Annotated in this window: 24 protein-coding genes; 8 read left to right on the top strand and 16 right to left on the bottom strand. The window is 46.4% G+C overall.

Annotation, left to right across the window (positions count from 1 at the left end; all coding sequences use genetic code 11):
• The first annotated feature begins 88 nt into the window (after positions 1–88).
• The 3 genes from M3630_RS07440 to M3630_RS07430 all read left to right on the top strand — a co-directional run bounded on the left by M3630_RS07440 (position 89) and on the right by M3630_RS07430 (position 3,576).
• The gene (locus M3630_RS07440) at positions 89–2,053 is read left to right on the top strand and encodes a beta-propeller domain-containing protein (protein ID WP_251251718.1); all 1,965 of its coding nucleotides are present in this window, start codon (positions 89–91) and stop codon (positions 2,051–2,053) included.
• Between the two features lie 80 nt (positions 2,054–2,133).
• Positions 2,134–2,820 carry a tetratricopeptide repeat protein gene (locus tag M3630_RS07435; RefSeq protein WP_173609753.1) on the top strand — a complete coding sequence of 229 codons (687 nt, stop codon included), beginning with the start codon at positions 2,134–2,136 and terminating at the stop codon, positions 2,818–2,820.
• A 108-nt stretch (positions 2,821–2,928) separates the two neighbouring features.
• Positions 2,929–3,576, top strand: a complete 648-nt coding sequence (locus M3630_RS07430) for a SurA N-terminal domain-containing protein (protein ID WP_251251717.1) — start codon at positions 2,929–2,931, stop codon at positions 3,574–3,576.
• Positions 3,577–3,628: 52 nt separating this feature from the next.
• Here M3630_RS07430 and M3630_RS07425 read toward each other — a convergent pair whose 3' ends face one another.
• The 8 genes from M3630_RS07425 to M3630_RS07390 all read right to left on the bottom strand — a co-directional run bounded on the left by M3630_RS07425 (position 3,629) and on the right by M3630_RS07390 (position 12,394).
• Complete coding sequence (locus M3630_RS07425; protein WP_173609755.1) at positions 3,629–4,318, bottom strand: MBL fold metallo-hydrolase; 690 nt, start codon at positions 4,316–4,318, stop codon at positions 3,629–3,631.
• Positions 4,319–4,417: 99 nt separating this feature from the next.
• Positions 4,418–5,206, bottom strand: coding sequence for an ABC transporter ATP-binding protein (locus M3630_RS07420; RefSeq protein ID WP_173609756.1), 789 nt, complete (start codon positions 5,204–5,206; stop codon positions 4,418–4,420).
• Positions 5,207–5,299: 93 nt separating this feature from the next.
• A complete protein-coding gene (locus tag M3630_RS07415) occupies positions 5,300–5,737 on the bottom strand; it encodes a hypothetical protein (RefSeq protein WP_048032367.1) in 438 nt (145 codons plus the stop codon).
• Positions 5,734–6,564 carry a DUF3100 domain-containing protein gene (locus M3630_RS07410; protein WP_251251716.1) on the bottom strand — a complete coding sequence of 277 codons (831 nt, stop codon included), beginning with the start codon at positions 6,562–6,564 and terminating at the stop codon, positions 5,734–5,736. Before M3630_RS07410 ends, M3630_RS07415 begins: the two co-directional genes overlap by 4 nt.
• Before the next feature lie 27 nt (positions 6,565–6,591).
• Positions 6,592–7,767 (bottom strand): amidohydrolase, encoded by a 1,176-nt coding sequence (locus M3630_RS07405; protein WP_251251715.1) that lies wholly within the window; start codon positions 7,765–7,767, stop codon positions 6,592–6,594.
• Between the two features lie 383 nt (positions 7,768–8,150).
• Positions 8,151–9,683 carry an amino acid permease gene (locus tag M3630_RS07400; protein WP_251251714.1) on the bottom strand — a complete coding sequence of 511 codons (1,533 nt, stop codon included), beginning with the start codon at positions 9,681–9,683 and terminating at the stop codon, positions 8,151–8,153.
• 4 nt (positions 9,684–9,687) lie between these two features.
• Complete coding sequence (locus tag M3630_RS07395) at positions 9,688–9,831, bottom strand: hypothetical protein (RefSeq protein ID WP_007724273.1); 144 nt, start codon at positions 9,829–9,831, stop codon at positions 9,688–9,690.
• 145 nt (positions 9,832–9,976) lie between these two features.
• Positions 9,977–12,394 (bottom strand): bifunctional diguanylate cyclase/phosphodiesterase, encoded by a 2,418-nt coding sequence (locus tag M3630_RS07390; protein ID WP_251251713.1) that lies wholly within the window; start codon positions 12,392–12,394, stop codon positions 9,977–9,979.
• Between the two features lie 191 nt (positions 12,395–12,585).
• On the opposite strand from M3630_RS07390, the gene uvsE reads away from it, so the two are divergent.
• The gene (gene uvsE / locus M3630_RS07385) at positions 12,586–13,512 is read left to right on the top strand and encodes a UV DNA damage repair endonuclease UvsE (RefSeq protein WP_173609761.1); all 927 of its coding nucleotides are present in this window, start codon (positions 12,586–12,588) and stop codon (positions 13,510–13,512) included.
• On the opposite strand, the gene M3630_RS07380 is transcribed toward uvsE, so the two are convergent.
• Positions 13,471–13,788 carry a hypothetical protein gene (locus tag M3630_RS07380; protein WP_173609762.1) on the bottom strand — a complete coding sequence of 106 codons (318 nt, stop codon included), beginning with the start codon at positions 13,786–13,788 and terminating at the stop codon, positions 13,471–13,473. The two genes, uvsE and M3630_RS07380, sit on opposite strands and share 42 nt — an antisense overlap.
• A 56-nt stretch (positions 13,789–13,844) precedes the next feature.
• On the opposite strand from M3630_RS07380, the gene M3630_RS07375 reads away from it, so the two are divergent.
• From M3630_RS07375 to M3630_RS07365, 3 genes are all read left to right on the top strand, one after another.
• A complete protein-coding gene (locus M3630_RS07375; protein WP_251251712.1) occupies positions 13,845–14,381 on the top strand; it encodes a hypothetical protein in 537 nt (178 codons plus the stop codon).
• 527 nt (positions 14,382–14,908) lie between these two features.
• Entirely contained in the window at positions 14,909–16,423 is a 1,515-nt protein-coding gene (hutH, locus tag M3630_RS07370) for a histidine ammonia-lyase (RefSeq protein ID WP_251251711.1), read from the top strand.
• 79 nt (positions 16,424–16,502) lie between these two features.
• Positions 16,503–16,943 carry a thiol-disulfide oxidoreductase DCC family protein gene (locus tag M3630_RS07365; RefSeq protein ID WP_173609765.1) on the top strand — a complete coding sequence of 147 codons (441 nt, stop codon included), beginning with the start codon at positions 16,503–16,505 and terminating at the stop codon, positions 16,941–16,943.
• 60 nt (positions 16,944–17,003) lie between these two features.
• On the opposite strand, the gene M3630_RS07360 is transcribed toward M3630_RS07365, so the two are convergent.
• The 7 genes from M3630_RS07360 to M3630_RS07330 form a co-directional block, all read right to left on the bottom strand.
• Entirely contained in the window at positions 17,004–17,300 is a 297-nt protein-coding gene (locus tag M3630_RS07360; RefSeq protein WP_173609766.1) for an RNA polymerase alpha subunit C-terminal domain-containing protein, read from the bottom strand.
• Positions 17,301–17,314: 14 nt separating this feature from the next.
• Positions 17,315–18,235: an aldo/keto reductase gene (locus tag M3630_RS07355; RefSeq protein WP_251251710.1), complete on the bottom strand. Its 921-nt coding sequence runs from the start codon at positions 18,233–18,235 to the stop codon at positions 17,315–17,317.
• A 75-nt stretch (positions 18,236–18,310) separates the two neighbouring features.
• Positions 18,311–18,820: an acyl-CoA thioesterase gene (locus M3630_RS07350; RefSeq protein WP_173609768.1), complete on the bottom strand. Its 510-nt coding sequence runs from the start codon at positions 18,818–18,820 to the stop codon at positions 18,311–18,313.
• 56 nt (positions 18,821–18,876) lie between these two features.
• Positions 18,877–19,641, bottom strand: a complete 765-nt coding sequence (locus tag M3630_RS07345; protein ID WP_251251709.1) for a DUF3109 family protein — start codon at positions 19,639–19,641, stop codon at positions 18,877–18,879.
• Positions 19,638–19,958, bottom strand: coding sequence for a hypothetical protein (locus M3630_RS07340; protein WP_232773101.1), 321 nt, complete (start codon positions 19,956–19,958; stop codon positions 19,638–19,640). The genes M3630_RS07345 and M3630_RS07340 overlap by 4 nt, the downstream gene beginning before the upstream one ends.
• A 111-nt stretch (positions 19,959–20,069) precedes the next feature.
• The gene (locus M3630_RS07335) at positions 20,070–20,354 is read right to left on the bottom strand and encodes a 4a-hydroxytetrahydrobiopterin dehydratase (RefSeq protein ID WP_048032351.1); all 285 of its coding nucleotides are present in this window, start codon (positions 20,352–20,354) and stop codon (positions 20,070–20,072) included.
• 76 nt (positions 20,355–20,430) lie between these two features.
• Positions 20,431–21,168: a class I SAM-dependent methyltransferase gene (locus tag M3630_RS07330; protein WP_173609771.1), complete on the bottom strand. Its 738-nt coding sequence runs from the start codon at positions 21,166–21,168 to the stop codon at positions 20,431–20,433.
• 176 nt (positions 21,169–21,344) lie between these two features.
• On the opposite strand from M3630_RS07330, the gene M3630_RS07325 reads away from it, so the two are divergent.
• Positions 21,345–21,770, top strand: coding sequence for a VOC family protein (locus tag M3630_RS07325; RefSeq protein ID WP_251251708.1), 426 nt, complete (start codon positions 21,345–21,347; stop codon positions 21,768–21,770).
• Positions 21,771–21,783: the final 13 nt, after the last annotated feature.

The following is a 21,783-nucleotide window of genomic DNA, read 5'->3' as shown; positions in this document are numbered from 1 at the left end:
CAAAGAGTGTGTGAAACATTCCGTAAACGTGCGTCGTCTTATTACCGACAGCAAATTTTGGCAAGAAGCAGATACGAGGGGGATTAAAATGAAAAGAACATTTGCCGGGCTTCTCGCCTCCGTGATGGTGGTGACCGCTATACCCTTCCTGTTCACGACAGGTACAATTGCGGAGCCAGCCGTTCAAGCCGCAGCAACTACGGAAGAGTTGCCAGTAGTCGGTTCCTATGCGGAGCTAAAAAAGCTCATCCAATCATCAGACTTGGACAGCTATCATTACGGCACCTTGGAAACAACTGCCGCTATGCCAGCAGCCGCACCTAGCACAGCCAACAAAGTAGCGGACACTTCCGGCGGCGCTGCTCGCGGTGATTTTTCCACAACGAATACACAAGTGCAGGGCGTAGATGAAGCAGATATCGTCAAATCAGACGGAACTTATCTTTATCAATCCACGCAGGATGAGGTACGCATCATCAAAGCATATCCAGCCACCGAGATGAAGGTCGCAAGCCGTATCAGCTATGACAATGGAAAATTCGTACCGCAAGAAATGTACGTAGACGATCGGAGACTCATCGTCATCGGGCAAGCGGATGAGAACATCTCTTATCCTCCTGGTTCTGCTTCCAAAAGAGGCATCCCCCGTTTCCAAAGCATGCAGTCCGTGAAAACCATGATCTACGATATTTCGGACAAAAAACAACCTCGGCTCATTCGTCAACTGGAGCTGGAAGGCCAGTACATGTCGTCCCGCAAAATCGGCGCGAGCCTGTACGTGACAGCCAATCATTACATGGATACGTATCGTATTCTGCAAGAGAAAGCGGAAGTGCCAGGCCCAACGTATAAAGACAGCGCCCATGATAATCAATACCAAACCATTCCCTACAGCGAGATTCGTTACTTCCCGGATCATTTTCGTCCCGAGTATTTGATCGTCACTGGCGTGAATCTGGATGATTCGAAAGAAAAGATGTCACTGCATACGTATCTCGGCGCTGGCGAGAACATCTATGCATCCACCAAAAATCTGTATGTAGCCGTCACCCAGAACAATGCCGCCCAGCCAATAGCCGTTAAGCAAAAAGGAGTACCAACTCCTTTCGTTGCACCTCCCATTGAGTCTGATACAACCATTTATCGTTTTGCCATGAACAAGGGAGACATTCAGTATACGGGAAAAGGGTCGGTGCCTGGACGCATTCTGAATCAGTTTTCTATGGATGAAAACAACGGTTATTTCCGAATCGCCACCACGAGCGGGAACATGTGGCGAGACGATGAGCTTACGTCCAAAAACAATTTGTATGTACTGAACAACAAACTCGAGATATTCGGCAAGCTGGAAGGCATCGCTCCTGGAGAACGCATTTACTCTGTCCGTTTCATGGGAGATCGCGCCTACATGGTCACCTTCAAAAAAGTCGATCCGCTGTTCGTTCTCGATCTGAAGAAGCCTTCTGCGCCAAGCGTACTAGGTGCCCTGAAAATTCCAGGTTACAGCGACTATTTACACCCGTATGATGAAAACCATATCATCGGTTTTGGCAAAGAGGCAGAATCTGATAAAGACTGGGCGTACTACCAAGGGATGAAGATTGCCCTCTTTGACGTCAGTGATGTAACCAAACCGAAGGAAAAGTTCAAGACGGTTATCGGGGACAGAGGGACGGACTCCGAGCTATTGCACAATCACAAGGCTCTGCTGTTCTCCAAAGAAAAAAATCTGCTAGCCTTCCCTGTATCCGTCCACGAACGTACCGCTGAACAAAAAGCCAAAAACGATATGCGTGAGTACGGCCACTTTACTTTCCAAGGTGCCTACGTATATCGGCTTGATCTGCAAAAAGGATTTCAACTGAAAGATCAGATCACCCATCTGTCGAAGGAAGATGTTGCGAAAGCAGGCGAAGGCTGGTACGACAGCTCCAGTAACATTAAACGGATACTTACGATTGGCGACACGCTCTATACCGTTTCAGACGATTACGTCAAAACGCAGCAGCTCTCTACCCCCAAAAAAGAGAATATCTTGCCATTGGCGAAATAGCGGTAATGCTCTGTCATGCGGACAGGTTCTGTGCTAAGATGGGGTAATAGATGCAGCGTAAATAGAGAGGGTGTCACTACGTGGAGTATTTGAGTTTTAATTTGACATCGACGCTGGCAGGGATTGCGGCTGTGCTGTTGGTTATGTTTATTCGCCTGCACTGGCCCTTCCGCTTTCAGTACATGGCCAATCTTTTCAAACGTCGTTTGAATATTCGATTGCGCTGGCTGGAGGCTTCCTATCGGAAGAACCGTTCCCGTGCTGTCGCTATGCTGGATAAATCAACCCATGAAATCATGCTTGGCAACTATGAAATGGCCGAAAAATATATCGTTCAAGGAATCAACGTCTGCAAAGAACGACCAACGTTATTCAATCAAGCGATGATTCACTACTTGTTTTACAACTTGGCGATCGTTTACTATTCCTCCGAACGATACAACGAATCATTGGAAGTGGCGTTTCGTATTTACCAGCGTGATCAGGGAATGATTGATTCCTTAGCTCTTATTGCCTGCTCGCACGCCCGCCTGGGTGAAGTAGAGAGTGCGATAGAAGCTTACCAGCTGATCGCAAGCAAACGATCGGCAAAAGACTGGAAGCTCTTCTGCTTGGCAGAGATTGAAGCTGCCAAAGGAAATTATGAGCGAGCCCTTTCCCATCTGAAGCAATTGATGGACAAATCAGCCAGTCTTTTGGATCTGAATCAAACCGTACTGGAAAAACGCTTGGAAGAGTGGAAAAAAGCCTCTACACAAGCCAGCTAATCGATTGACGACCGCACATTGCTTTATGTGTGCGGTTTTTATTTTCCGCTTCCCGTAACGCTGCTCTATGCACAGTCGTATTACTATCAAGAAAGCGAGGTATTTTTCATGAAAAAATTCAATGTATCTATACTTGCTGCCTCAGCACTTGTACTCGGTCTCGCTGTAGCGGGCTGTACACCTGGAAAAGATTCTGCATTCTCTGCGGATAACCCTGTTGCCAAAATTGGTAATGTGACGATCACGCAAGAGCAACTGTACGACAAAATGAAAAAAGATGCTGGCAAGCGTATCATGGCTGATATCATCACCTTGGAGCTGTACAAACAGGAAGGCGCTGCACGAGGAGTTACTGTAACCGATCAAGAACTCGATGCGCGTGTGAACCCAGTCAAAGAAAAAATGGGATCACCAGAAAGATTCCAAGAGTATTTGAAGGAAAAGCAAATGACTGAGCAAGAGCTCCGTGAAGGCGTGCGCGCTGTTATGCTGCGGGACAAGCTGTTCGAGAAGGATAACCCGATCACCGAAGAACAAATCAAGGAATACTATGAGAAAAACAAAGATAAGTTCGAGGGAACATTTGAACAAGTTCGCCCGAAAGTGATCGAAAAAGTAAAATCCAGAAACAAACGAAATAATATGGATAAATGGATCGATGAATTGTATAAAAAGCATAACGTCCAAATCATGGATAAAGATTTAGAAAAAGAAAAATCAGTGGAAGAAGAAGAAACAACAACTTCCAGCAAGTAATGCAAAAAGACTTGTGCAAGCCGGCAATGCGCGGCACACAAGTCTTTTTTCGTTACGGACGAGCAATCGCAATCAACTCTTGCAAAAACTCCTTGATTTCGCCTTGAAGAATAGGGCCATGACCAGTGGCTAAATACTCAATGGGCCAATCCTGCAAAATCTCCAAGCCCTCCGTAAACTCCGCTGCTCGCTCAGGTTCACGTGCTACCCATTGCTTCAAGTGTTCTTGATAAGCTGTCCGACAGTCCACTTCTCCTCCAACGATTTGGCCAAGTTCTGTGTTTTCAAAGCATAAATGATCGCCAACAAAGCATATTTTCGACTGGGGATCAAAGAAGGCAACGGAGCCTTCTGTATGAAAGGAAAGCTGTCGGAAACGCAGAGAAGGCAAATCTCCCCCACTACCTGTAAACGTATGGCCGAATAGCGTCTGTGAAAAATCGTCCAGTTCGTAATAATCGTCGAGGTGAATCCAATTGTTTCGAGAAGGGAACATATCGGCATTTCCAATATGATCAGCATGTCGATGAGTGAAGTAGACATATTCCGTTCGATCTGGCTTGACCCCGATCTCTTCCAACGCCTGTTGAAAAAATGAGCGTTGCTTGCGCTGGTGAGAATCAATCAATACAAAGGCATTCCCTTGTTTGATCACATAGCTGTTCACGTAGCTATTCCACGCTTCCTCATAGGTGATGATCGCCCAGGTGGAGTCTGTGATTGGTGCAATCACATTGTTCATGCCTCCATCTCTCCTCTCCTCCCAGATACAATTTCTTATTGCTATTATACACAATCATGCACAACCGTGCTGACTCGTGCCCAAACTTATCCTACACGATCAAACTTTCGCCTCTTCCCCTAAGCTGACCCAAGATCTTCCTTGCGAGCGTTGAATGTGAACCGGTACGCCGAAAAAGCTTGTCAGACGTTCAGCCGTCAGGACCTCATCTGTTTTTCCAGCTTGGTCTACTTCTCCCGCTTTTAACAGCAAGGTATGCGTGAAGCAAGGCAAAATCTCTTCGATGTGATGGGTGACATAAATGAGCGTGGGCCCATTTGGCTGTTTGGCGATTTGTTCAATCATGGCCAACAGCTGCTCTCTTGAAAGCAAGTCCAGTCCAGTGCAAGGCTCGTCCAGAATGAGTAATTGAGGGGAAGCCATCAACGCACGCGCAATCAGTACTTTTTGTCTCTCCCCTTGCGATAAAGCGGCAAATCGTCTGTTTTTCAATGCACGGCATCCAAATGTATCGAGTAAATCCGACGCTTTCTCTACGTCTGCCTCCTCTGGAACGGAATACAAGCCGATGGTTGCCTCTCGACCACTTAAGACGACACGGAGTGCGGTTTCATGCTCGTGAAGCTGTGCCATCAGCGCTGTGCTTACCCAGCCGATTGATTTACGTACCTCGCGCAAATCGACTGTTCCGTAAAGATTGCCTAATACACTGACCTCCCCCTTTGTCGGCCATACATAGCCACAAATGATATTCAGCAGACTGGTTTTACCAGAGCCGTTTAAACCGACTAAACACCAATGCTCCTTGTCTTGCACTTGCCAGACAATGTCTCGCAAAATGGTTGTTTCATCTCTTTGCCAGGTAACCTTTCTTACATCAATGATCATACTCTCTCCACTCCTAAATTTAACAGTTGTATGTGCAAAGAACCTCCATGGCATATGGAAGCACACGGAGGCCCTAACACAAAAACAGTTTCGTTAAAATTTGCCTTGAATCTTGAATACAATCTCCGCAAACAACGTAGCGAATAGGAACGTGCCGGTAAAGACGACGAGAGACACCACTACGATACGCCAGCTAAGCTGTTTGAATAGATGAACGTCTTTTCCAAGAGACAGACCCGCATAGGCGAGAATCGGAGTGGCCAGTGCGAGCAGATTGATCTTGGCAATCGCAGCAGCCGTATATTCATTCCCTGGAAAAAACGGGGATGTCGCAAGCATCGCAAACAAAGAAATCCAAACAATGACGGGGGATTTGAACGGCAAAATGCGAGTAAAGCCCATTCCGATCAACGTAATGACCGCCAAGAGCAAAATACCTGGCAAAGATTCCATGAATGGTACTTTATAACCGATCCAGTTACCGATAAGAGCAATGAAGCCAATGATAAAAATCGTCAAGATTTGATTCATGCGCTTTTTCTCCCCCCTTCTGCTGCAGAAGAAGCGCCTTTGCGTCCAATGATTGGCTCAAGCCATGCGTACAGCTTTTGTGTAACCGGCAAGGAGAAGAAGATACATACGTACGTTCCGACGATACTCATCATCAAGTTTGCCGCTCCGGAATAAAAGGCAATGTCTTTTTGCGCTTCCGGGAAAATAACAGCCAATGAACCTGTTGCTGCAGCCATCATACTACCGGAACCAACTGCTGCTCCCATCGCCAGAGAAATCGGGTGAAACAACCCGCTGCTTCCTAAAATACTTGCAAGAATCGACATATAAATGGCACCAAACAAAGTTCCGCAAATATATACGCCCAGCGCGCCGCGAGCTTCGGCAGAGTTTGCTCCAAATTTATCTACAATGATCGCCAAGTTTGGTTCGCGATCGAGAGAATAAGTCGCCCCAATTGCTTCGCGCTTCAGACCCAGCCACAATGCGATTGGGAGACCAAGCGCGATTGTCCCTACAATGTGTCCCATTTCTTGAACAATCAAGGATACACCAGAGCCGAGTAGCTTAGGCAGCTCAGGACCGATATTGGCTCCCAGCTTCGCAATAAAGATTAAAAACGAAACGCCCAAAATATTGGCTGCGACGTTCATTTCTTTTTCACTCAAAAATTTGAACTTGGGCCAACTAATTGCCCCGCCTAAAACGAGCGCGTAAAGCATCGGAAACAGAGCGATAACCCCGATGCCAATACTGATTTTTTTTGTCCCGATAAATTCTGTCAATGCGACGAGAATCAGTACGAGAAAATGCAGCTTGTACTCATTGACGCGTGCCTCTGCCATACGACATCCCCCTCATTCTATCTCGCTCTACTCTATGACGACTTTTTGAGCTGCCCGAACAAACAACTCCACACCGCGTACCATTGCATCCTCATCAAAATCAAAGCGTGGATGGTGATGCGGATACGTAAAGCCCTTGTCCGGATTGCCAGCACCCAATTGAATAAAACAGCCCGGAGCTTTTTTCAAATACTCAGAGAAATCTTCACCCGGCATCAAAGGATCAATGTAAATAATCTCTTCTTCTCCCCAACGCTCGCGGATGGTATCCTCCATCAGCTTCGTCACCTGCTTGTCGTTGACAACGGATGTGTAGCCATGTGAGAACGTGAATTCATAACTTGCGCCATGCGCTTCCGTAATTCCTTTGACAATTCGTTCAATCCACATCGGTATGTTTTTGCGAATCTCCGCATCGAAGCAGCGTGTGGAGCCCGTCAGTGTCATCGAATCTGGAATGATGTTATAAGCAGTCCCAGCATTCAGCATCGTCACCGAAATAACGACCTTGTCCAACGCACTCACATTGCGGGATACAATTTGTTGTAGGCCAGTAATAACCTGTGCCCCAATGACGATCGGGTCAACAGATGCTTCCGGTTGCGAGGAGTGCCCGCCTTTTCCTTGAATCTTGATATCAAAGCGATCTGTCGATGAAGTAAGTGCCCCGTAAAGAACACCAAATTTCCCGACAGGCATGTATGATGCCAAATGAATGCCGATAATCGAATCCAGACCGTCCGCTGCACCAGCTCTTACGATTTCAGCAGCCCCACCCGGCGGCAACTCCTCGGCATGCTGGAAGAAGAAACGAACCTCACCTTTTATTTGATCCTTGTACTGGGACAAAATTTTTGCGGCTCCCAACAGCATTGCTGTATGGCCGTCATGTCCGCACGCGTGCATCACACCAGCTTTGCCTGATGCATATGGCACATCATTTTCTTCATGGATAGGGAGAGCATCAATGTCAGCGCGAATACCAAGAACTTTTCCTGGCTGTGATCCGATCAGTCGAGCGACCACACTCGTTTTGGTTGGCCGCGAAAGCTCTAAATTCCCGAAAGATTGCAACGTTTCGTAAATAAATTGGGACGTCTTCTCCTCTTCAAACGACAATTCTGGATGCTGATGGAGATATCGTCGCCATGAAATTACCTGCTCAGCTACCTCATCCGCCCATTTCTTCGTTTCCAAACTCACACAATCACTCCTTTTTTTGCTTTCTTCCTCAACATTTTCCGAGTCAGTTAAGTTTAGCTAAAAAAAAATATCGTTTTGTGAATTCTATCACGGAACGATGAAAATAACAAATGTCCATTCCACAAGGACAAAGCTGTCGAATCTACATCTGTTGCTGTCTATTTATTTGTTATTTTAGAATTTTCCATCGACAATGTCCATGTAAAATATACTATTTGGAACAATAAAAACATTTATACTGCTAGATTGGGAGCTTTTTTGAAAGCAATTCGAAAATTGCCCTTATTCGTTATGCAAAACCGTCCTTCGCGAAAAAAAGCCCCTATGCCATTACTGACATAAGGGAGGCTCTTCGCATTCCGTGCACCGGAAATTCTTTTCTATTAGGAGTCCCGAAATTTTGCTTCCTGACGTTTAATGTCTTCCTCCGAATTGCCCAGCGCAGCTTGCGGGCCCCCGAAATGCTTCCGGTAATAAGCCAAATCCATGATGAGAAGCACTAAAAACATAACTATCAAGGCATACCCCGCTGTCTGATTGGGTGGAATCACCATCATAATCGAGATGAAGACGATCCAAATCAAGCTCAACACATTAATGGGTTTACTCCAGTTCCCCAGATGCCAGGGACCGTAATGCTTCCGCTGAAAAAGTCCTCTCGATTCCGCCCGGAGCTTGAGGTACAACGGAATCCCGTAAGCGACATATAACCCAACGACACTTACCGCTGTAAGAAATGCCAAGGTGGTATACGACGTGTTCGGATTGATGCTTTTCACGATGTAATCGAACAAGGCAAGCGCAAAGGAAAGAATGATAACCAGCCAAATTGCTTTTGCCGGCGTTCTGTATTTGGTCGAAATTTCTGCCCACTGATGGCTCCACGGCATTCCTTTGTCACGTGAAAACGCATACAACATTCGCGAAAAGGAAGTAATCGACGCCAAGCCACAAAACCACATCGCAAAGGTAACCAGCCACAGCACCACCGAACCAAATGCGCCGCCTAATGCCTCGCTAATCACATAAATAAATGCATTTTCCGCTTCACTCGCAGCCGCTGCGTTTTTGATAGATAAGGTGACAAAAGCAAGCATGATAAATCCAAAAATAAAGGAAAAGGCCACAGACGTATAAATCCCCCAAGCAGCACGAACTCGCGGGTTAATTGTTTCTTCAATCGTATGCGCCGATGCATCATAGCCAGTAAACGTCCACTGCGCCTGTAACAACCCAATTAAAAAAGCAATCGCGTACGGTTTTTCTGAAAAGGTTTGACCGACTTGAAAGAGGTAATCAAGCGGTTGCAAATCATGACGGGAGAAAAAGACGAGGCTTCCGACGAGTATGACGACGACGCCAATATGGTACCAAGCGGAGAAGTCATTTAACCGGGCAACGAGTCGAATTCCAATGTGGTTAAACGTACCGTGTAAAAGGAGTGTAATCCCGAATAGAATTAATGTGGTCGTTTCTGTTGAGGTATAACCAAATGCACTCGCGAGCAGCGGGTCCGCGAACAAAGAGAACGAATAGTCAATGCCCGCGACAATCCCGATTTGGCCGATGAGATTGATCCACGCTGTGTACCAGCCCCACCGTTTGCTACCTAAAATAGCTGCCCAGTGATACAACGCTCCGGCTGTAGGGATCGCAGATGCGAGTTCAGACATCGATGCTGCAATCAAGATGACGAATAACGCAACCAAGGTCCATCCGAAGCCCATCATGCCAGAACCGCCATACAGTAAACCATGCCCGTACAAGGAAACTGCACCAGTCAAAATAGAGATAATCGAAAATGAGATCGCAAAGTTCGAAAAGCCACCCATATCCCTCAGTAATTCCTGCGCATAACCAAACTTGTTCAGGTCTCTCTTGTCCTCGAGCAATTGCTGTTCTTTTTCCTGCTGCATTTCGTTATCCCTCCCTCTCTGCTTGGGAACCGATAAAGCTCTCATGCGCGCTTTCATCAAATTGCCGGACGCTTTCGTTTGCCCGATACCCAATGGCAATCGCAACTCCAATGGTAAACAGCAATAAGATGACACCTAGAGCCAGCATTCTCTCCCTCCTTTCGTCCCTCATGCAATTCCTTGACAAGTTAGCAGGAATAGTACATTTTACGTGCTATTTTGACAGCTATACCATCTCATTTGGCTCGCAGATGCAAAACAAAAGAGCAACTCATGAGAGCTGCTCCTCTTGTCTAACTAGCGCCTTTTTGTGCTTGCAAATAAAACGCTACGTCTTCACTTGGTAGCGGCCTGCTGAATAAATAGCCTTGCACTTCCTCACACAGATGGTCCTGCAAAAACGCAAGCTCCTCTTTTGTCTCGACCCCTTCTGCAATCACACGCAGTTGTAAATGATGCGCCATGGAAATAATCGTGGACACGATGGCCTGATTCGAAGGCTGTTCGATCATGTCACGCACAAATGAGCGATCTATTTTCAAACGATTCAACGAAAATTCTTTTAGATAGTAGAGAGAGCTGTAGCCCGTTCCAAAATCGTCAATCGCAACGCACACCCCTAATTGCTTCAGTTCCTTAAGTACTTGTGTGGCGCGCTGGACGTCGATCATGCTGCTTTCTGTGATTTCCAGCTCCAAGTAATCCGGCGCCAGTCCTGTCTGGTCCAGAATCTCAGTGACCATCTGGGTAAAGTCTTGTTTGAGAAATTGACGTGCAGATAGATTGACGGCTACCCGAAGTGGTATGAGTCCCTGTTCTTGCCATTGCTTGTTCTGCTTGCATGCCGTCCGCAGCACCCATTCTCCAATCGGTACGATTAACCCTGTTTCTTCTGCTACCGAGATGAACTGGTCTGGCAAAAGTAAGCCTCGTTCAGGATGATCCCAACGAATTAACGATTCTACGCCAACGATTGCGCCTGATTTCGCACATACCTGTGGCTGGTAATGCAATAAAAATTCTTGTCTGGCCAAAGCACGATTCAATTCATTTTGAATATTCATTTTGTCATTCACTGCTTGCTCCAGATTCTGTACGTACAGGTGGAAGCTGTTCTTCCCTTTTTCTTTGGCTGCATACATCGCCGCATCTGCGTTACGCATCAAGACACTTCTGTCTTGTCCGTCCTCTGGATAGCGAGAAATCCCGATACTCGTTGTTATGTAAAGCTCATGCCCATGGATAAAAAATGCCTGTTCAATCCTCTGGTTGATCTTATTCGCCACGGAAGATACTTCTCTTTCCGTGACATCTGTTAGAATCACCATGAATTCGTCTCCGCCAAGCCTGCTCACCGTTCCTTTTTTACCCACACATTCCTGCAAACGCAAGGAAGCTTCCTGTAGTAACAGGTCACCAAAATCATGCCCCAAGGAATCGTTTACCAGCTTGAAATGGTCGAGATCCAAAAACAACACATATACTTGCTGGTGCGTTTTTTGTGCCTCCATGATCACCTGATCCAGTTTCTGCTCGACAAAACGGCGATTCGGCAAACCAGTCAACGAATCATGAAAAGCGAGATAATTGATTTTTGCCTCGTATTCCTTCTTATTGGTAATGTCTCTCATAATCATAAAGACACCCGTAATCTGCTGATCGACAAATACGGGGGTATGGGTCATGTTCAGATGAAGCTGACGCCCCTCTCTCGTGGTCAAGGTAATCTCGTAGCTGCGCGCCTCACCATGTACTGCATTTGAAAAATGTGTCGATATGAGCTCTGCATCCGCAGAAGCACACATCGTCATTAGTTTTTTAAGAGGCAGGCTCTGCTCCTTTGTCAATCGCATTGCCGCAGGATTCATAACGCTTTGGCTACCATCGATCGAGTAAAAAATCACCCCGTCGTAATTGTGCTCAAATAGCGATTTATAGCGTTGATCACTTTCTAGCACGCGCAAGGTCTTCCCTGCGAATTGCTTGTCCACGTATACAGAAGCCAAGGTCACGATCAGGATCAACACGATGACTATGCCAATCATCGTAGCAATCAGCCCAGAATCATCATACGAGATCGCTGCGATCGTCATGTACTCATGCGCGATAAATGTGGTGGCGTACATACCAGTGTAATGCATACCCGTAATGGCTGCCCCCATCAACAGCCCTGCAAAAATTTTACGCCGGAGACCTTTTACTGGGTCCACCGAACGCAATTGAAACGTAAGAATCAATGCTACCATTGAAACCAGGATGGCCACGAAAATGGATACGATAAACCATAGCCAATCGTATCGAATAATGGCGTTCATCATCATCGCTGCCATCCCTGTATAATGCATTCCTGCGATACCAGCTCCAATGGCAACTGATCCTATTGCTACCCTCGTTTTGGACATGGACTGCTCGCTCACGATCCATAATGTAAGCGCCGATGATAACACGGCCAAAACAATCGAGAAAAATACAATCAAGTTATCATACTGAACAGCAATCGGCAGATGCAAGGCAAGCATGGCAACAAAATGCATAGCCCAAATACCAAGCCCCATGGAGACGGATCCAGCACATAACCAAAACACACGTCCCCTGCCTTTCGCATAATGGAGACGTGCGCCTAGATCTAATGCTGTGTATGACACCATTGCTGAAATAAAATAGGAGAGAAAAACCAGAGTCATACTATAGGATTGGTCAAGACTATTCATTGCATTCTCCTTCAAAAACCTTTACCGAAGTCTACTCACAAGGAACACCCGCGTTTTCAAGGAAAGTTTATCGGCATACCTGTGACATTCTCCCATCTTATCCGTTTTATAATTCCCTGGCAAGAAGCCGACGACGTTCCCGTTTTGGAGATACTACAAAGGAATGCTGTTGCAAAGGAGGGAGATTATCTTTGATCCGTATGGGCTATGCCTGCATCAGTGTCAAGACCAAAAACAATCCAAACAAAAAAACGACGGTTGCCCAAGTAAATAAATTAGATCCCCAAGCCCGGTTAAAAAAGCTGCGGCAAGTTATGCAGGCAAACTTTTTTAATTTAATGGATTTGCTTGCTTATAATGTAGAAAATCAGATCTTTTTGTATCGACTTCCTTCTGAATTTGTTCCTCTGGCGACCCATCCAGTAGCAGCTGAATGGGATTGGGCAAAAGAATTCGCATGGGACTTCCAAAAGGCAGGGAACTATATCCGCAATCATGGCATTCGTTTGACAGCTCATCCTGGCCATTACAGCATATTGAACAGCGACAAGCCTTCTGTGCTGGAATCGACGATTGCCGATTTCTCCTACCATGCAAAAGTGTTTGATTTACTGGGGCTAGACGATAATTCCGTCTTGGTGACACATGTGGGAGGCGTATACGAAGATAAAGCCTCTTCTCTCGACCGTTTTGCATCCAACTTCGAGCTGCTTCCTGAAAATGTCAAGCGTCGTTTAGTCGTGGAAAACGATGACATGTCTTTTACCATGCGCGAGGTACTGGAGCTGTGCGAACGGATCGGTGTGCCGATGGTGCTCGATATTCACCACCACAACTGCCATTCTGAAGGCGAAGATTGGACGGAATACCTTCCAAGGATTATTCAAACCTGGGGAGAGCGCACACCGAAGATGCATATGTCCTCGCCAAAGTCAGAAAAAGACTTTCGCGCTCATGCAGACAATATTGACCCGGAGGCGTTCCTAACTTTTGTCAGTGCGCTCGCGAATTACAATGTGGACATCATATTGGAATGTAAAAACAAAGATGATGCCCTCCTTACTTTAAGACGCGAATTAAAGAAAAAAGGAGTCGCTGTTGAGGCATTTACGAAATGAATATGGAAAAGGACGCCGCTTAATTAGCTGGCGTCCTTCCTCATGCGCTTCAAAATGAACATCCGCAATCACACCCACGCCCTCGTCTATGACCCCGTCTATGTTGATAATTGTATCCGGAGGAGGAGGAGCTACTGCCACCCGAAGATGATGAACCTCTGCCAAAGGAACTGCTACCGTCATTCCATAATTGGCACCGGTCATGATAATGATGCATTCTCCGTTCATGATGCTTGTAATGTCTGCGGTAATCCATGTATTTGCGGCGATTTTCACGATGCTCCTCGCATTTGTGGCGGAAATATTCCATCCGATCCATATGGAACTGGAATTTGAACAGGTACAGCTCCAGTTCCCTTCCTATGTTCTCATTCGGTCGCGTATTCGGCCTGATTATATTGGGCCTGATGTTCGGTCTGATATTCGGTCTGATATTCGGTCTTACATTTGGCATCATATTTGGACTTTCATTCGGCCTCACATTGGGTCTTACATTCGGTCTTACATTCGGCCTTACATTCGGTCCAACATTTGGCCGCATATTTGGACTTTCGTTTGGCCTTACGTTCGGTGTTACATTTGGCCGCATGTTTGGACTCTCATTTGGTCGCACGTTTGGTCTCATGTTTGGACTTTCATTCGGCCGTACATTGGGTCTTACATTCGGTGAAGCGTTAGGCATGGGGTTTGCCGGCATTCGGTTCGGTGGCATTAGATTTGGCGGCATTGGATTCGACGGCTTACTATTTGGTGGCATTGGGTTTGCTGGCATCCGATTTGGCGGCATTACGTTTGGCACGTTCGGGTTAGCCAAATTGGGAGCAGGCATAATCGGCTTTTGCGGCATTGGGCGCGCTGGAATAGAATGATTCGGATTGATCGGACTTTCCGACTTGGGTTTTTCAGGAGAAGGCATCATAGGTGACGGCATCGATGGGGAGGGCAATGGCATAGCTGAAGAAGGCGGTTTCGGCATTTCTTTAGGACGCCTTGGGAGTGCGGTAGGCATTGGCGGCATCTTACGTCGCTTTTCCACGGAATTCTACACGTCCTTTCGGATGAAATAACACAGTACATGGTATGACATTTATCCAACTCGAGAGACGACTCTCGCCCAGTTTGAAAAAATGGACTAAGCCCTTTTTTTGCTCCTTAGGGAAGTCGCCGTGACAAGATCATCTTGACTGCACGTAGGCATTTGATACAATGATAGCAATAGCTTAAATAATCAGACAGTTGCAAATGAACGAAAGTGAGGAAGAACGTATGCCGCGACGAATGCAGGCTTACACGTTTTCATCCAATCACATACATGCTCTCGAGCGAGGGGTTAGGATATGATATCCTAACCCCTCGCTCTTTTCGTTCTCTGCTCTGCTAAAGGAGGAAATTACAGATGAATCAGCAAGCAAACATTGTAAAAGTAGACGGGGATCAATTGCGTATCGAAGATGTCGTTTCCATTGCAAGGAGCGCCACCCATATCCAATTGACCGAAGAAGCATTGCATCGTGTTCGTGCTTCACGGGCTATGGTGGAGAGAATGGTATCGCAACAGGAAGTCGTATACGGAATCACCACCGGCTTCGGAAAATTCTCTGATGTCATGATCCACGGTGAGGACGTAAGCAAACTGCAAGAAAATTTGATTATGAGTCATGCTTGCGGGATGGGCGACCCTTATGCCGTTGAAGTTGTTCGTGCGATGATGGCTTTGCGCATCAATGCGTTGGCAAAGGGGTATTCAGGAATTCGAGAAGAAACATTGCTTCAGCTAGTAGAACTATGCAATCGAGGGGTTCATCCGATTATACCTCAACAAGGTTCCCTTGGTGCCAGTGGCGACCTGGCCCCTCTCGCTCATATGGTTCTGGTCATGCTCGGCAAAGGTGAAGCACTCGTCAATGGCAAGCGGCTTTCTGGCAAAGAAGCACTGAGCGAAGTGGGTCTCTCCCCTATTCGACTGGAGGCAAAAGAAGGTCTGGCTCTGATTAACGGTACACAGGCGATGACCGCACAGCTTTGCCTCGCCTTGTATGATTCGCGAGTTCTGCTTGAAAGCGCGGAATTGATTGCGGCGATGACGATTGAAGCGCTACGTGGAATTCCAAAAGCCTTTGATCCTCAGCTCCATCTCGTCCGCCCGCATCCAGGACAGCAAGAGTCGGCCAAGCGATTACTCCAGCACTTATCCGGCAGCAAACGTACAACTGCACAGGGTGAACTGCGTGTACAAGATCCTTACAGCCTTCGTTGCCTCCCACAAGTGCACGGTGCAACTCGTGATACACTGGAGTATGTATGGACTACAGTTACTCGTGAATGCAATAGCGTCACCGATAACCCTATCCTTTTTACGGAAACTGGCGACGTCATCTCCGGCGGAAATTTCCATGGTCAGCCAATGGCATTCGCAGCAGATTTTCTTGCCATTGCCATAGCTGAACTGGCAAACATTTCCGAAAGACGGACAGAACGTCTCGTCAATCCACAGCTAAGCGGTCTTCCCGGATTCCTAACCGAAAATGGAGGACTCCATTCTGGATTTATGATTACGCAATATGTAGCCGCTTCCATTGTTTCTGAAAACAAAGTGCTCTGCCATCCGGCATCTGTCGATTCGATCCCGTCATCTGCCAATCAGGAGGACCATGTCAGCATGGGTACAACTTCTGCACGCAAGCTTCGCACGATCGTATCTAATGTCACCAAGGTGCTTGCCATTGAATATTTGGCAGCAGCACAAGCTATCGATTTTGGTTCGGGAGATCTTGGAACAGGTACAGCACGAGCCTATGAAGAGTTGCGCCGGGTGATTCCCCGTCTGCATGAAGACCGCGAAATGCATCCTGATCTCGTAAAGGCAGAAGAGCTGATCCAGCAAGGGACACTCGCGTTTGTGACGGAATAATTGTTCGTGTATAGGAACCATTGTCTTTCTCTGTTATGATGGAGCTAAGGATAAGCATGTAGAACAAACCACTTGAAGTATGGAGGGCTGTCTCATGAAAGCAGGCAGAGAACTGGACCATCCTGCGTATCTGTTGCTGTTTGATGGGGTTTGTCATCTGTGCCACGGTGCTGTGCAGTTTATTTTGAAGCGTGATCCGCATGGACACATTCATTTTGCTTCCTTGCAGTCACAGAGAGCGCAGGAAATTTTGTCTCATTACAACTATCAGGAAAAAGACATGTCATCCGTGGTCTTTATCGCCAACGGACAGCTATATACGAAATCGGATGCGATCTTGCACGTTGGCCGCAAGCTTCAAGGCGGATGGCCTCTGCTGTCAAACATAGCTCGACTCATCCCTAGACCTGTCCGCAATCCGATTTATGATTGGGTCGCGAGAAATCGCTATCGATGGATGGGTAAAGCAGAGCAATGCATGCTACCTACCCCTCAGATCAGATCCCGCTTTTTGGATTAAAAGAAAAAGGAGAAGCCGCTATCCTCTCGCGGCTCCTCCTTTTTTATTCGCTGTGTTCAATCATTCGTTCTTAAATGACAATCCCTTTTCCTTCAATACTGTCCGAAGTTTCGGCATAGATGCTGGCCCCATCCCATGAAATTTCAGAACCTCTTTTTCGCTGTAGCTTGCGAGCTGTTCCAAGGTAGTGATTCCATTGTGTTCCAATGCCCTTCTTGCTGGTGCCGAGAGCAGAGAAAGAAATCCCATGTCCGGTTTGCGTTCTTGCTCACAGATTGGACAAGTCGGACAATCTGTGCTTTTCATGTATGAATGACCATTCGCGCACGTTCTTTCCGTTTTTTTGGAAGTTGTCATGGCACGTATCCTTTTTATTTCGACATCGCTTGTGGATGCTCATCGCTTACATAGTCAGCCGCTTTGGCATTTGCCTCTACTTGTGCTGGGCTCTTGCTGCCCGGGATCACGGTCGTGACAGCCGGATGCTTGAGGCACCACGCCAATGCCCACTGCGCCATATCCATTCCTTCTGGAACTTCATTTTTCTTGATTTCTTCTACCTGGAGCAACAGCTTGTTGACATGCTCCTGATCGTGTCGGTGTCGAACATCATTTCCACCGAATACAGAACCCGGCTTATACTTTCCGCTCAAATAACCACTCGCCAACGGAACGCGAGCCAATACACCAAGGTCTTGCTGCTGGCAAGAAGCAAAAACACTTTCTTCCGGCTTTTGATCCAGACGATTGTAAACTACTTGGATTGCTTTTGCATGTACCGAAGAAGCAGCTGATGTTTGATGCATGTTGTCGTTTTTCGCTATGGAGAGACCGAGATGACGGATCGTTCCTGCCTGCACCTGTTTGTCGAGGTAGGTCCACAAGTCATCATTGTCAAAAGCCTCGTCAGGTCCCGAGTGGAATTGGTACAAGTCAATATAGTCGGTCTGCAAGGCTTGTAGCGATTTTTCCAACTGCTGCTGAACTTCAACTGCACCGTAATGATTGGTTCGAGAAAATTTGTCATGAAAATGATGACCGAATTTCGTCGCCACAATCCAGTCTTCCCGGCGGCTTTTTTTCAAATATCCTCCGATAAGCTGTTCGGACAGATGATCTCCGTAGCATTCCGCTGTATCAATCAAGTTGATGCCGAGATCTTTTGCTTTGTCGAGAATCTGGTCAACAGCTTCTTGGGAGAAATCCATGCCCCACTCCCCGCCAAATTGCCAGGTACCTACACCGATCACGGATACGTTCAGATCCGTTTTTCCTAGTCTGCGGTACTTCATTGCCCGATTCCTCCTCCTCATAAATAAACGAGAATTCCCTGAACGAATGTTCGCTCAGGGTGAAGACTAAAGTATTTATATGTTTTTCTCGATGTTCAATTGGCTAACGAAATCTTGCAGATTCCCTTTTCGTTCTTTGCGCATTTTTTTGCGCTCATCCGCAGTTGCCATCAATCGCTCTTCTTCCTCTGTTTCAGGAACAATGGCTGGCACCTCAGTCGGATTTCCATCTTCATCTAAGGCAACAAAGGTGAGAAAAGATGTCGCGGTCAAAATGCGATTGCCAGTCTGGAGATTTTCTGAGATAACCTTTACGAAAATTTCCATGGACGTTTTGCCCGTTGACGAAACAAACGCTTCGAGGCAAATGGAATGTCCCATTTTGACGGGAGCCAGAAAGTCAATCGAATCAATCGATGCTGTCACAACAGGGCGACGCGAATGTCGCATCGCAGCGATTGCAGCTACCTCATCTATATAAGCCATCATCGTACCACCAAAAATAGTCCCATGGTAATTCGTATCGGATGGCTGAACCAGTGATGCCTGAATTGTACGAGATTCTTGAGTTGTCTTGACGTTCATCGCTGTTGCTCCTTTATCAATCTACTTGATGCATACATCATCATATCACACGGCATTCAACGTTCCAATTGATAGCTACTCGCAAGTATGCCTTCTATTCGCTCGGCATCATCTTGCAAGATATAACGTAACAAAGGGAGATTCCACTCATAGGCTGGTCGATAGCCTTCTAATGCAAACAGCTTGTCATCTATGTGCGTGGCAAGCTTTCGGCGAGCTGGACTGGCACAATAAAACTGCTCCAAATAATCCGTACCCCATCTGGAAAAGGAGGAGGTTTCATTGGTGACTGCTGTTAACAGAATCCCTTCCCCTGTATCAATCAAATCGATTGGATACAGTTGACAGCTAAATGGCTTAATAGGCTCTACTTCACGACCAGCCTGCTCCGCATAAGCATGGATCGCACACCCGTAACGCCCATTGTTTTCTTGATAAAAAAGGCAATTGCCATGCCGCATGCGAATGGTTCCTTGAGGTTCATTGCGATCCCAAACTCCATGAAGAAGCCAATGATTGCGTTCAGCCTCATCCTCGAGTCCAGCAGAGATAGAGGGGATTTCCCCTTCCATGATTGGAATCTGCCATTTTTCTACGGCGTAAGGTTGTCCACCCTCACAACAGGTCTCACGATGAACCGTCCTGCAATTCCAACAGTCCAAGTGAAACAAAGCATGGAGGGCTGTTACATCAACCAAATATTGTCCCGCTCTCACCAATGAATGCTTGTTTTTCTTTATATATTTTTCGCAGTGGTACGCCTCTTTATCAGACATAGGATCGGGCGTGCCTACATAACGAAAAGCTCGCTTCGTTTTCATTTTTGCAAAACAATCTCCGCTTCTGTTCCAAAAATACGCAAATGTCCTTCTTCATAGCTAGCCAAATCTACTTCATCACCCGGAATCTCCATCAGGATTTCCAATTCTTCGCCCTCTGCTGTCGTAAACACAAGGAGGAGATCTTTTTCTTCAAATTCATTGTCAGTCAGCTTGGTTTCCAAAAGCTGAGCTTGAAATTGTGTTACCTCTTCCTCTTCTTCCCTATCGGTATCCCATTGGGTAAAAGTCACGGAAGCCTTTTGATTTTTATACTCCGCCAACAGTTGAATCAATTGCTCATGTTGTTGAATGTCCATCTTGTAATCCCTCCGAAATGGTTCATACTGCCCATCATAACAAAGTAACTCTTAAAAAGCCAAAAAGAAACACCGCTTCGCTATGGGAAGCGGTTATTTCTCTTCTGCCTTTCAGCTTACTTTGCTAATGGTCTGGGCTAATGCAAAATCTTTGCCGGTTAAACCTTTTGCCTCACGGGTGGCTAACGTAAACGTGACTGTCCCACCTGCCAGATGAATTTCCACATGCTGATTGTCATGCTCAAGCATCTCCGCCACACGGTTGACGAAACTGACCGCAGTGGAAAAGTCACGACAGTGGTACGTGCGTGATAGTGCCATTCGGTCTTCTACCAGCTTCCAGCCAGGTACTTTGCTCAGATACAATTTGACCTGTTCCAAAGACAGCTTGCTCATTGTAGCAATGCCCCCTTTTACCCGATAAATGGTTGTTACACCATCATATTCACGAGACGTACAGGTTATCCGCACCCTATTGCTTCACAGCATAAAAAATCATACGCGGTGATTCATGCGCCACATATTCTTCAAATAGATAGTTTCCAAATACTTGAATTTTTTCGAATCCCGCTTCTGTAAGCATCGCAATCATTTGCTGGGCAGAGAACAAGCGAACCTGCTCCATATACTCACGCGGTTCATTCGATGACTCGTCGGAAATCAGTATCCGCTTTTTCACAAATCCATCCTGGATCCAGCGTTCTTCTTTAATCAACATCCCACTGACTTCCTTGGTAGAGTGCGGCACGAGATTATCGATGACGTACGCTGCATTTAAGAAATCGATGACCACTTCACCTTTTGTTTTGAGAGCTTGTGCCATGTTACGAATAACGTTAGCATTTTCTTCATCTGTGGAGAAATAACCGAAGCTGGTAAACAAATTCACCACGATATCAAATTCTTCGCGAAACGGAATGTCGCGCATGTCACAGCGGGCAAAACTTAGCTGTGGATAGGTGTTTTGTTCCTCGGCCAACTGTAAAAGAACAGGCGACAAATCCACACCAACTACTTCATACCCCCGGCGAGCCAGCGCACGCGAATGACGCCCGCTCCCGCAGCAAAGATCAAGTACGCGTCCTGTGTCCTTTACCGGCAATCTTTCCAACAGATTAGCGATCTCTCCATCTGCTGCCGAATCGTCCCTATGACGATACACAAGCACATAATCTTCGCGAAAGCTGCGTTCAAACCATTCTTCTGCCATGTCTGAGCCCCTTTAATTCCAAGATGTTCTTATTATACCACAGCGGGGTTTATCCGTTGCCGATTTGCGTGTGGCAAAGTGTAGGAAGCTTTGTTGAAAAAATTGTGAAAACACTTTACGTACATACTGTATGTATGTAAAATTAATCTCATCCAATCGTGAAGGAGAGATCCGTAATGAAAGTGAACAGCTTTTATCCTGTCATCTTGACAAAACAAGTTGAGGCTAGCTCGAAGTTTTATCGAGAGTACTTTGGTTTTGAAATTGTTTTCGAAGCAGACTGGTATGTGAGCATGCAAAATAAGAGCAGTACTCCGGCATTTGAGCTAGCCATCTTGGATCCTTCACACAACACGATTCCACAGGGTTTCCGAAAGCCAGTTGATGGTGGTCTTATCCTTAATTTCGAAGTCGATGATGTTGACGCTGAATACGAGAGACTTATTGTGAAAGCAGGTCTTCCTCTCCATCTTGACATTAAAGACGAAGATTTCGGTCAGCGGCATTTTATCACATCCGATCCAAGCGGCATTTTACTTGATATCATAAAAGTAATCCCGCCTTCTGAAGCATTTGCTGACAGCTATGTTGACCCTGTCTAATCTGGCATGAAAC

This window comes from Brevibacillus sp. MER 51 (genome assembly GCF_023714195.1).
Lineage (GTDB): Bacteria > Bacillota > Bacilli > Brevibacillales > Brevibacillaceae > Brevibacillus.
Note: the sequence above shows the minus strand (reverse complement) of the source record. Positions and strands in the feature narration are given on the sequence as shown.

Coding starts and splice junctions, on each gene's coding strand:
- M3630_RS07415 (WP_048032367.1), bottom strand. CDS start 5,737: ATGAATCAAATCTTGACGATTTTTATCATTGGCTTCATTGCTCTTATC.
- M3630_RS07360 (WP_173609766.1), bottom strand. CDS start 17,300: ATGACAACTTCCAAAAAAACGGAAAGAACGTGCGCGAATGGTCATTCA.
- M3630_RS07430 (WP_251251717.1), top strand. CDS start 2,929: ATGAAAAAATTCAATGTATCTATACTTGCTGCCTCAGCACTTGTACTC.
- M3630_RS07440 (WP_251251718.1), top strand. CDS start 89: ATGAAAAGAACATTTGCCGGGCTTCTCGCCTCCGTGATGGTGGTGACC.
- M3630_RS07410 (WP_251251716.1), bottom strand. CDS start 6,564: ATGGCAGAGGCACGCGTCAATGAGTACAAGCTGCATTTTCTCGTACTG.
- M3630_RS07350 (WP_173609768.1), bottom strand. CDS start 18,820: ATGAACGTCAAGACAACTCAAGAATCTCGTACAATTCAGGCATCACTG.
- M3630_RS07340 (WP_232773101.1), bottom strand. CDS start 19,958: ATGGACATTCAACAACATGAGCAATTGATTCAACTGTTGGCGGAGTAT.
- M3630_RS07400 (WP_251251714.1), bottom strand. CDS start 9,683: ATGCAGCAGGAAAAAGAACAGCAATTGCTCGAGGACAAGAGAGACCTG.
- M3630_RS07335 (WP_048032351.1), bottom strand. CDS start 20,354: ATGAGCAAGCTGTCTTTGGAACAGGTCAAATTGTATCTGAGCAAAGTA.
- M3630_RS07365 (WP_173609765.1), top strand. CDS start 16,503: ATGGAGGGCTGTCTCATGAAAGCAGGCAGAGAACTGGACCATCCTGCG.
- M3630_RS07345 (WP_251251709.1), bottom strand. CDS start 19,641: ATGAAAACGAAGCGAGCTTTTCGTTATGTAGGCACGCCCGATCCTATG.
- M3630_RS07325 (WP_251251708.1), top strand. CDS start 21,345: ATGAAAGTGAACAGCTTTTATCCTGTCATCTTGACAAAACAAGTTGAG.
- M3630_RS07355 (WP_251251710.1), bottom strand. CDS start 18,235: ATGAAGTACCGCAGACTAGGAAAAACGGATCTGAACGTATCCGTGATC.
- M3630_RS07395 (WP_007724273.1), bottom strand. CDS start 9,831: ATGCTGGCTCTAGGTGTCATCTTATTGCTGTTTACCATTGGAGTTGCG.
- M3630_RS07420 (WP_173609756.1), bottom strand. CDS start 5,206: ATGATCATTGATGTAAGAAAGGTTACCTGGCAAAGAGATGAAACAACC.
- M3630_RS07425 (WP_173609755.1), bottom strand. CDS start 4,318: ATGAACAATGTGATTGCACCAATCACAGACTCCACCTGGGCGATCATC.
- hutH (WP_251251711.1), top strand. CDS start 14,909: ATGAATCAGCAAGCAAACATTGTAAAAGTAGACGGGGATCAATTGCGT.
- M3630_RS07390 (WP_251251713.1), bottom strand. CDS start 12,394: ATGAATAGTCTTGACCAATCCTATAGTATGACTCTGGTTTTTCTCTCC.
- M3630_RS07330 (WP_173609771.1), bottom strand. CDS start 21,168: ATGGCAGAAGAATGGTTTGAACGCAGCTTTCGCGAAGATTATGTGCTT.